This is a genomic window from Zarconia sp. (assembly GCF_057467645.1).
On sequence record NZ_JBRJXU010000119.1, the window covers coordinates 1 to 9912 of the forward strand.

The following is a 9912-nucleotide window of genomic DNA, read 5'->3' on the forward strand; positions in this document are numbered from 1 at the left end:
ACCCACACCCCACACCCCACACCCTTACATCGAGCCATTGGTGAAATTCGGTCGATGGGGCATAATAACAGATAACTTACGACTTTCGCGATACGACCGCGATCCAACACGAAGTATGTCGAACCCTGACGAGCTTTATTCTCTACCCCCGGCTATTGCTCGAGCGAGTACCGCACTGCGTCGTGCCGGGGCGATCGGTTTTTGGGTGCAGGTGGTTCTGGGGGTGGTAGCCGGTCTGATTTTCCTCTTTGCCATTCCCGCTTCAGCAGCCAGCCAGAGCGCTGTTGACACGACGGTGAGTGCCGAGCAAGGACCAGGTATCTTTTTCTCGCTAACGAGTATTGTGGCTTTGCTGATTAGTATCTACTGGTCGAATCGCTACATGAAATTCGGCAAACGGTTAGCCACGACTGACGGAGAACGGCGACCGAAGCGATCGGAAACCAACCAACTGATCGAACGCGGCTTGATTATCAACTTGGTGGGTATCTTTTTTGGCTTGCTCGGCGCGGAAACCATTACAGGTATATTGCTAGCGAAGGCACTGCAAGCTCAAGGGGTCGCTTTTACCAGCGTGGCCCTCAGCCAACTGATTCAACCCCTAGATATTTTCGTCGTTCTGGGAAATACCCATACAATTGTGGCTCACTTTGCGGGTCTGCTGGCTTCCCTGTGGTTGTTGAAGTGGATTAATCGATCGCCCGCTGGGTAGAAGAGAGGGGGTGATGGGGAGAGGGGGAGACGCTCCGGACGCGGTGACACGGGGACGCGGTGACACGGAGAGGGGGGAAACGGGAGAATTTCTCGTTCAAAAACTCAGCCCCCGAAGCTTTCGAAGTCTCCCAAACCTCCAAAGTCACCCATCGCTGCAATAGCGTTGCAGCACGCGAATACAGTTAGAGATCGCCCCGAGATGAGCAATCTCGTAGCCATGGGTATTTTGGGTGGGGAAGCCCAGACAGGCAGCTCGCGCCACGTGACCGAATTTCATGGCGATCGAGCCATCACTACCAAAGCCGCTAATCGTGGCCAGTTGCAGGGGAATCTCTTCTTTTTCGGCACAGGCACGCAAGTCGGCGTTTAAGCCCTCATCGTATACACCGTAGGCATCCTGAGCTAGCAGTACTGGAGCCGCCCCATCTTCGATCGGGTATTCTGGAGCGATCGGGCAAATCTCTAGAGCAATCAAAGCATTGGTTCGCTGGCGATTTGTGAAATATAGCGCCCCAATGGCTCCCACTTCTTCTTTCGCCGACGCCACCAAATAGACATCGATCGGGGGGTGTTTCACTCGTTGCGCCAATTCGAGCAAAATCGCTATCGATGCCTTGTTATCGAGGGTATAGCTGGCGATATAATCTTGCAAGCGAATCGGTTTTTTGCGGTGTTTCCCCACCACCATTCGCGTTCCCGGTCGCACCCCAGCGGCTTCTAATGCTGCTGCCGTTTGTTTGGTTTCGATCCAGGCATTCTGCCATTTCAGGGGGGCATTACCTTGCTGGGCTTTTTGTGGGGATTCGTGGGAAACGTGGCGGGAACCAAAACTGAGAATTCCCGAAACCGTTTCTCGATCGCCTAACAAGTCCACCACCCCTTCACCGTAAATCCAAGGGTACGATCCGCCCAACTTGCGCACCTCAACGGTTCCGTCGTTGCCGACGGTTTTCACGATCGCCCCAATTTCGTCTTTGTGACCGGTAATGGTTAAAGAGCGACTCGAATCCCGACCGGGAATTTTGGCGATTGCGTTCCCCGCCTCATCTTGCCAGGTTTCCAATCCCAACCCGGCAAAGCGATCGAGCACCCATGCATCCACTTCCCCTTCCACGCCGCTTGGAGAGTGGCACATCACTAATTCTTCGATGGTATTAAAGAGTCGATCGTATTCGGACATGTTAGACATCTGGTGGAAAAGGGACAAGGGTTAAGGGTTAAGGGGGAAAAGGAGAAAAAATTTATGACTGAACCATAGAAATCAATCTGATTTTGAATTTCTACCAGATGTCTATTGACGCCATGTGCAACTTCATTATCCAAAACCTGACAACACGGGGTCAAAGGGCAAGGGGGAAGGGGAAAGGGGGATATTCGACTCGCTCACCACACGGCTTGGCAAAAAGATTGCACATCGCATTATTGAGAATTCGGATTTAATCGAGCAGTAACTAAATTTTTATATTGACAAACGAGCAGTTTTCTGATTTTTTCACGAATGCCCATTATCAATTGTCAATTGTCCATTCACTCTGGACCATTAGAATCTTCCCGAACGGCAAGAGCTGCCGAGCGTCCGTCACCCTGGAAACCAAAGTACCACAGGGTCGAAGCCGCTTCCGATCGCGTGACCGCTTTTTTCGGTTGAAAGAGGGTGGTATAGCCAAAGGCGCGACGAATATTGGCTAAATCGCCATTTTGAAAATCTGCCAGTACCGCTTTGAGGGCTTTGGCTTCAATACTCGCGGCATCCTGAAATCCCCAAGTTTGGCGAACCGCATCTAGAGTCGCAGCGGGTAATCCCCGTCGCAAGTCCAAAGGCACTTTCCACAACACCAATTCCTCTCGCGTCAGGGGGGCATCGGGACGAAACTGAGCGATGGTGGTTGCCCCCGTTAAGCGGCTGGGGATGATGCCCGCTTCGGCTAACCCTTGAATTGTGCCAAAATCCGGATCGGTGGCGGGGATATCTCCAAAAACCGGTTGAGCAGCGGAAGCAACGGGACGAATTTGTTTGGCGGGTGCGTCGGCGTAGAGCTTATTGTTGGTATCGAGCAGCCAGCGAGCGTATTCTCGGCGGGTTACCACTTCATTGGGGGCAAATTTATCGCTGTCGTTGGAAGCCGTGAGAACCCCCAGTGCTGCCAAGTCTTCGATGTAGGAACGGGCTTGGGGCGTTCGATCGAGATCGCTGAAGGCTTTGGGGGTATTAGACGGCGTGGCGGCTTCAGAGGGAGATGATTCGGATGAAGTAGAGTCTGCTGCTGGTTCTGGGCTCGTAGCGGTCTCATCGCCGGTGAGGAAATACGCGATATCGAAGACCGTTTTGCCATCCCCCCCGTCGGGGTTAGGAGCGATCGAAACCTGCACCTGCATTCCATCTCGACGGGCAACGATAACGCTTGCACCATCTTCTGTCGATTCTTGAGTTTCGGGGGTCACCAGCTGCCAGTTATCCTTTCCCAACCGCTCTTGATAAAAACCTTCGATCGCCTCCCTCGAATCTTTGCTCGTCCATCGCGTCACCACCGGGTCGTCAGGCGTTTCGGCAATCGTCACCTTCTCTAAGGAAGCTCCCTCGTACTGGGGAATCTCCCCAGGGAAATCATCGGGGAGGGACACCTCGGTTGTTGGAGTCGGCGTGGTGGTGGGTGTTGGTGCCGGTGTTGGAGTCGGTGTCGGTTGGGCGGGGGTCGATTCCTCTTGCAGTTGCGGATCGACAGCGAGAGAGTCTTCAAGGGATTGACCGAAAGGACTATCCGCGCAAGCACTCAAAGAGGCGAACAGGCAAATTGCTCCAATCGAGGAAAGTGTCGAACGTGGATGAAACAGCACGGTGATGATAGACCGAGAAGATTATCTTTTAGATTGTAATCGTTGCCACTCAATTTTGAAGATTCCGGCTGAAATTGTGGGTTGAAAGGGTCGATCGTGGCGTCTGGCAAATTTTAGGTCTCTCGGTTCTGTCAACTTCGTCATCGATGCATCGAGTTTGTTGAAATCCAACTCAAACCCCGAGGAGACAGAGGGTTGGGTGACGTCGCATTGTTGCGGGTTCCGAGACGATTATCCCCGATAAAGGGGCAAACTAATATAAAATGTCGTTCCTCGATCTCGAATCGATTCAAAGGAAATCTTACCCCCGTGGGCATCAACGATCGATTTGGCGATTGCCGTTCCCAAACCCGTTCCCCCGCGCTTTCCATACGTGACGAAGGATTCAAACAAACGGTCGCCAATTTCTTCGGGAATACCGGGACCGTTGTCGCGGACGATGGTTTTCACCCGATCGTCTTCGATCCGCGCTCGAATTTCTATTTTCCCCCCGCGCTCCATAAATGCTTCAACCGCATTGCCTACCAAGTTTTGCCAAACTCGCAGCAGCTTATTTTCATCCGCGTTTAAAATAATATTTTCATCGCAGTCGATTGTCAATTCTACATTCGCTTGACTCAAATAAACGCGATTCAATCGTTCAAAATATTGAAAGGCTTTTTCCAGCTTCATGGGATGTTTGTTTAGAGCCGATTCGCCTTGGGTAAACTCCAAGAATTCTTCCGCCATATCGGCAATTCGCTGGGCTTGAATTCTAATCAAATCGCACCATTCAATCGTATCTTCATCAGAGTGCTGCTCTTTGACCATCCCACTGGCTAAGGTAATACTACTCAAAGGACTTTTAAAATCGTGAATCACCGTATTCACCATTTCTCCAAGCAATACCATTTTTTGTTTGTGAACCACCTGCTTGATGTATTGTTCCGTCGAATCGCGAAGGCGTTGCGTCATGTAGCTAAAAATTTCGATCGCTTTCGAGCCTTTCATCCCATCCAAAACTTTCATCATCCGATAATCGGGAATTTTGGCTAAGGTCGAGCCTTTAAAAACGATGGCTTGAGTGCTGCGAGGTTGCCCATCTAAAATGCCTAATTCACCAAAAAAAGAATTGGGTCCAGCCTGGGTTAGGGTTTCGTATCGATTTTCCCCAACGTTTTTTTTAAACTCGACCAAACCTTCAAGAATCAGATAAAGACAATCGGACTTTTCTCCTTCTTCAAACAGGATTGTTTTGCGATTGAATTTTTCCAGAATAGCAGCTTTGCATAGTTCTTCAGCTTGTTCTGGGTCAAACAGCGAAATAAATTTGTGCGATGCCAGATCCATAAAAACTCCCTGCACGAAAGGCGGTAGGTTAGGAGGAGAAAAAGTAGTTCGCTCGAGTGAGGGCCTCGGGGAGGTCGAGAGCGTCACTCAGATTCGTCACAGATCGATAATATTCGATAATCGCCGATCTAAATTCGCGTCAAAAGTAGTCCGATTGCCACTAACATTGACCGAAAATTGCTCAATTTCAGTTCCCCAGACTTTGAATGGGGTCGCCACTGGTTTCCGCATCTGGGTATCCTCCCCCTCCCCATCCTGTCCCCCTTCTCTTCCTAGGAGAAGAGGCGAAGGGATGAGGTGACATTTTCCCCATCCCCAACGTTCTCTTAAACACAGCCTCCCCGTTCGCACACCCCTTGAACGTCCAAATTCTGTTGAATGTTGTTACTTGCTCGAATTGAAGATTCAAAAATAGCACACCCAGATTGAGACTCTCAGAGATTGCCTAATTGTATCTTGCCACTTTCTGGGATCTTGTGAAGGAATTCAGATTTTTCCGGGCACAGAAAGGAGAGGGAGATCGGCAGAGCTGACAAGGGACGAGTTTGTGAGATTCCGATGAATGCGAGCATGGGAAGTTGGGGTCGCTCTCGGGAGAGGTCGACCTGAAAATCTCGCGTTGGCATCAACGAGGGATCTCATCAATGGCGAAGGGCATTCCCAGATTGAGATGGGTCGAGGGGGTGAATCGATACAAGATCAAGCCTCATCCCGGTGGATGTTGTTGCAACACTTGCTGGAGATATCGGCCCGTGTGAGAGTTGGGGTTTTGCGCAACCTCCTCCGGCGTGCCGATAGCGATCGCTTCTCCCCCTTTATCGCCCCCTTCGGGACCCATATCGATCACCCAGTCGGCACTGCGAATCACATCGAGGTTGTGTTCGATGGCTAAAATCGAGTTGCCTTTGTCCACCAACCGTTGCAAAACGTTTAAAAGATGGTGAACGTCGTAAAACGATAATCCCGTAGTGGGTTCGTCAATCAGATAGAGGGTTTTTCCCGTGGCGCGGCGGGAGAGTTCTGTGGCCAGTTTAACCCGTTGCGCCTCGCCTCCAGAAAGCGTCGGGGCCGGTTGTCCCAACTGAATGTACCCCAGTCCTACATCGATGCAAGTTTGGAGTCGGGTTGCGGCGCGGGGAATGTTTTGAAAGACTTCAAAGGCTTCCTCGACCGTCATCTTGAGAACATCGGAAATCGAATGTCCCTTGTACTTGACTTGCAACGTTTCCCGATTGTAGCGCGCTCCCTTGCAAACATCGCACTGAACGTAAACATCTGGGAGAAAGTTCATGGAAATGACGTTCGATCCCTGTCCCCCGCAGGCTTCGCAGCGACCCCCTTTGACATTAAAGGAAAAGCGTCCCGGCTTATATCCCCGCGCTTTGGCTTCGAGGGTTTCGGCAAATACTTGGCGAATGCTGTCGAACACCCCAGTATAAGTCGCGAGATTGGAACGGGGGGTGCGCCCGATGGGAGATTGGTCGATAATAATCACCTTATCCACCACATCTTTGACTTTTTTGACTTTTGCCCCTTTCACCTTCAATGCCCCCAATTGTTTGGGAAACGGCACGCGCCGGGTCAGGTGATGTTGGAGGGCCGGGTAGAGGAGTTCGTCGATGAGGCTGGATTTTCCCGAACCGGACACGCCGGTAATGCAGACCAATTTGCCCAAGGGAATCTCGAGATTGAGGTGGCGGAGGTTGTTGCGATGGGCATCGAGCAAACGCAGCGATCGCCCGTTTCCTCGCCTTCGGGTTTCCGGGGTGGCAATAACTCTGCGTCCGGAGAGGTACATTCCCGTGAGGGATTTTTCGGCTTGGAGAATGGCGTCTAAATCCCCTTTGGCCACCACTTCCCCACCATGAACCCCCGCACCGGGTCCGATATCGACGACGAAATCTGCCGCGCGAATGGTTTCCTCGTCGTGTTCGACGACAATCAGGGTATTGCCCAAATCCCGCAATTTGGTGAGGGTGCGCAACAATCGATCGTTATCGCGCTGGTGCAATCCGATGCTGGGTTCGTCGAGAACGTAGAGGACGCCGGTGAGTCCGGCACCAATTTGGGTGGCGAGGCGAATTCGCTGGGCTTCTCCCCCGGAAAGGGTCATCGCCGCCCGATCGAGAGAGAGATAATCGAGTCCCACATCCAGGAGAAATTGCAGCCGGGCCCGAATTTCTTTGAGGGCGAGATCGGCGATTTGCGCTTGGCGATCGCTCAATTGGAGTTGGTTGAGGCGATCGATGCAGTCTCGAATGGAGACTTGGGTTAAATCCGTAATTCTGCAGTCGCCGATGCGCACGGAAAGGGCTTCGGGTTTGAGGCGCGCCCCGTGGCAACTCTCGCACACTTTATTAACGAGATAGTGCTCTAACTTTTCTTTGACGGGTTCGGAGGCGGTTTCCTCGTACTGTCGTTGCAGCATGGCAACGGCCCCAGCATAGTGGCGGTGATAGCCCTTCGTTTCCCGGTAGCGAGAGTCTGTTTCGATCCAAATCGGTTCTGGGGAACCGTGCAAAATCACATCTTGCTGTTGGGTGGTGAGCTTTTTCCAGGGGGTATCGAGGGCGAAGCCGTAGGCCTCTCCGACGCTGTACAGCAGGGAGAGGTAATAGGTATTGTCTTTATCCGACCAGGGGGCGATAGCGCTGTAGACGGGGGCATCTGGATCGGGGACGATTAAATCCGGGGAGAAGGTGCGCGAACTCCCCAAACCGTGGCAGGTGGGACAAGCGCCGTAGGGAGAGTTGAAGGAAAACAGGCGCGGCGAGAGTTCTTCCATCACCGCCCCGTGTTCGGGACAGGCGAAGTTTTCGGAGAAGAGGATTTCGATGGACCGATTTTGAGAGTCGCCATCCTCGGGGGCTGGTAACTCACCGACAATCAGGGCAATGCCTTCAGCCTGCTGCAAGCAGGTGGAGAGGGAGTCGGCAAGGCGTTCTTCGATACCGGGTTTTTTGATGAGTCGATCGACGACGATTTCAATGGTATGGGTTTGATTTTTATCGAGGTCGATCGATTCTGAGAGTTCGCGCACCGTACCATCGACGCGCACCCGGACGAAACCTTGGGAGGAGAGGCTAGAGAGGAGTTTTTGGTGGGTGCCTTTTTTGCCTCGGATGACGGGGGCGAGGATTTGAAATTTGGTTCTTTCAGGCAGTTCCATGACTCGATCGCACATTCGATCGATGGTTTGGGGGGCAATGGAGCGATCGCAGATGGGACAGTGGGGTTCGCCGGCCCGTCCGAAGAGCAATCGCAGGTAGTCGTAAATTTCCGTTACCGTCCCCACGGTGGAACGGGGGTTGTGGGAGGTGGATTTTTGGTCGATGGAAATCGCCGGACTCAGACCTTCGATGGCTTCGACGTCGGGTTTGTCGAGTTGTCCGAGGAATTGGCGGGCGTAGGCGCTGAGGGATTCGATGTAGCGACGCTGTCCCTCGGCAAAAATGGTATCGAAAGCTAGGGAGGATTTGCCCGAACCCGACACGCCGGTAAAAACAATTAGGCGATCGCGGGGTAATTCTAGATCTACGTCTTTGAGATTGTGTTGTCGGGCCCCCCGAATGCGAATGGTGTTTTGAGTGCCGGTGAAGTTGTGACTTCGAGGGTCGGCAGGGGATGGCAATGGTTCGGGTTTGGACATGGGAAGGGAGCAATACGAGGCAAAGGAAACAATACTTCACGATTGTATCGCTCCACTCTACGAGATGAGGGGGTGAGATTGAGGGGCGGGTTGACGGATAAAACTCAGAAACCGGAAGATGCTTGAAAAAAATCAGTGACTTTTTAAGGCTTAGTTGCAAGAATCAATGCATATTGTGTTGGTAACGGAATTTGCCTCGGATTAATAAATCCGACTTCTGTGAGCCCAGATTGCACTTCATCCCCAAGGCGATCGCTAGCCTCTGGATTAAAGGCAATCTTTAAATATAAGTCCATCATTATATCCAGAAATTGCTGTTGAGAACTCCGATCGATCTGCATAAAGTATTGAATAATGATTAATCCTCCTGGAATTAACGCATCATAAGCCCGATGAAAGAGATGAAGACATTCCGGATAGGATTTCGTACAAACGACGCCAGAAATTAGGACAACATCATAATCCCGTTCAAGGTCGATCGTATTGAAATCCCCTTCAACTAGAGTAATTTGATTTTGAAGCTGTTTTTCCTCGACTAAAGGCAGGGCGATTTCTAAAGGTTCTTTTCGATCGACGATAAATGCCTTAAGTTCGGGATTCGCAGCACATAAAGCAATACTATAACTACCAGCACCACCGCCTAGATCGAGTAATTTTCGCTTTTGGGCGAGATTAACATGTTGAACTAAATATTCTTCCTGTCCTGCTGTAGCCCTACTATGCTGACCTTTCATGTAATCTGTCCAATAGGTATCAGCATTAACAAAGCCATTTTCAAATAGAAGCTCTGTTCGCCCCTCACGAATGAGTCGATCTAAATTACCCCACGTATACCAAGAGTTAGTGATATGGAGAATATGATCGCCGATATATTTAGGTTTTCCGAATACCAAAAAATCAGATGTTTCTAACGTGTTTTTATATCGACTATTTTTATTTTCTAATAGCTCTAAGACAACACAGGCATTGACGAACGATCTGGTAAAAATTAAGTTAGTATCCAGTTCCTGTGAAATTTCTTCACAGGAAAGAGTTTGCCGATCGAGCAGATTAAATAAGCCTAATTTTACACCCGCTCTCAATACAGCAGAGTTCCAATAATTAAAACTAATATCGTAGATGCGATCGCTCATTTTCAATCAAAAGCTCTTGTGAAACACTTTTTGGAGACCCTGCAGATTCAGTTTCTTGAGATTTAGACTGATTTAGTCTAAAAAACGTAAAGGTCTGAAGTTCGTTTTAAGGTAAGCATTCAGGTGGAGGGGTTGACAATTGGGAGAAGCCAGGTAGCGTAGAAGAATGATTGAGCAGCTACCAGCTATTCCCCCGACGCGAGAAGACCTAGAACAGATGCCGAAATCGGTTCTGGTGGAGCTGGTGCTGCG

General features: G+C 50.7%; 6 protein-coding genes. 1 reads left to right on the forward strand and 5 read right to left on the reverse strand.

What is annotated here, in order from left to right; all coding sequences use genetic code 11:
* Nucleotides 1-115: 115 nt before the first annotated feature.
* Nucleotides 116-712, forward strand: coding sequence for a DUF3611 family protein (locus AC2215_RS18240; protein WP_486811427.1), 597 nt, complete (start codon nucleotides 116-118; stop codon nucleotides 710-712).
* Nucleotides 713-856: 144 nt separating this feature from the next.
* Here the strand turns inward: AC2215_RS18240 and AC2215_RS18245 are convergent, their stop codons facing one another.
* The 5 genes from AC2215_RS18245 to AC2215_RS18265 form a co-directional block, all read right to left on the reverse strand.
* The gene (locus AC2215_RS18245; protein ID WP_486811432.1) at nucleotides 857-1894 is read right to left on the reverse strand and encodes a M42 family metallopeptidase; all 1038 of its coding nucleotides are present in this window, start codon (nucleotides 1892-1894) and stop codon (nucleotides 857-859) included.
* 347 nt (nucleotides 1895-2241) lie between these two features.
* Nucleotides 2242-3549, reverse strand: a complete 1308-nt coding sequence (locus tag AC2215_RS18250) for an S-layer homology domain-containing protein (RefSeq protein ID WP_486811428.1) — start codon at nucleotides 3547-3549, stop codon at nucleotides 2242-2244.
* 231 nt (nucleotides 3550-3780) lie between these two features.
* Nucleotides 3781-4878, reverse strand: a complete 1098-nt coding sequence (locus AC2215_RS18255) for an ATP-binding protein (protein WP_486811429.1) — start codon at nucleotides 4876-4878, stop codon at nucleotides 3781-3783.
* A 706-nt stretch (nucleotides 4879-5584) separates the two neighbouring features.
* Nucleotides 5585-8527 carry an excinuclease ABC subunit UvrA gene (gene uvrA / locus AC2215_RS18260; RefSeq protein ID WP_486811430.1) on the reverse strand — a complete coding sequence of 981 codons (2943 nt, stop codon included), beginning with the start codon at nucleotides 8525-8527 and terminating at the stop codon, nucleotides 5585-5587.
* Between the two features lie 143 nt (nucleotides 8528-8670).
* The gene (locus AC2215_RS18265) at nucleotides 8671-9660 is read right to left on the reverse strand and encodes a methyltransferase (protein ID WP_486811431.1); all 990 of its coding nucleotides are present in this window, start codon (nucleotides 9658-9660) and stop codon (nucleotides 8671-8673) included.
* Between the last annotated feature and the right edge of the window lie 252 nt (nucleotides 9661-9912).

Bases quoted from the DNA above. Each gene is read 5' to 3' on its own strand.
- AC2215_RS18265 (WP_486811431.1), bottom strand. From the start codon at position 9,660: ATGAGCGATCGCATCTACGATATTAGTTTTAATTATTGGAACTCTGCT.
- uvrA (WP_486811430.1), bottom strand. From the start codon at position 8,527: ATGTCCAAACCCGAACCATTGCCATCCCCTGCCGACCCTCGAAGTCAC.
- AC2215_RS18255 (WP_486811429.1), bottom strand. From the start codon at position 4,878: ATGGATCTGGCATCGCACAAATTTATTTCGCTGTTTGACCCAGAACAA.
- AC2215_RS18240 (WP_486811427.1), top strand. From the start codon at position 116: ATGTCGAACCCTGACGAGCTTTATTCTCTACCCCCGGCTATTGCTCGA.
- AC2215_RS18245 (WP_486811432.1), bottom strand. From the start codon at position 1,894: ATGTCCGAATACGATCGACTCTTTAATACCATCGAAGAATTAGTGATG.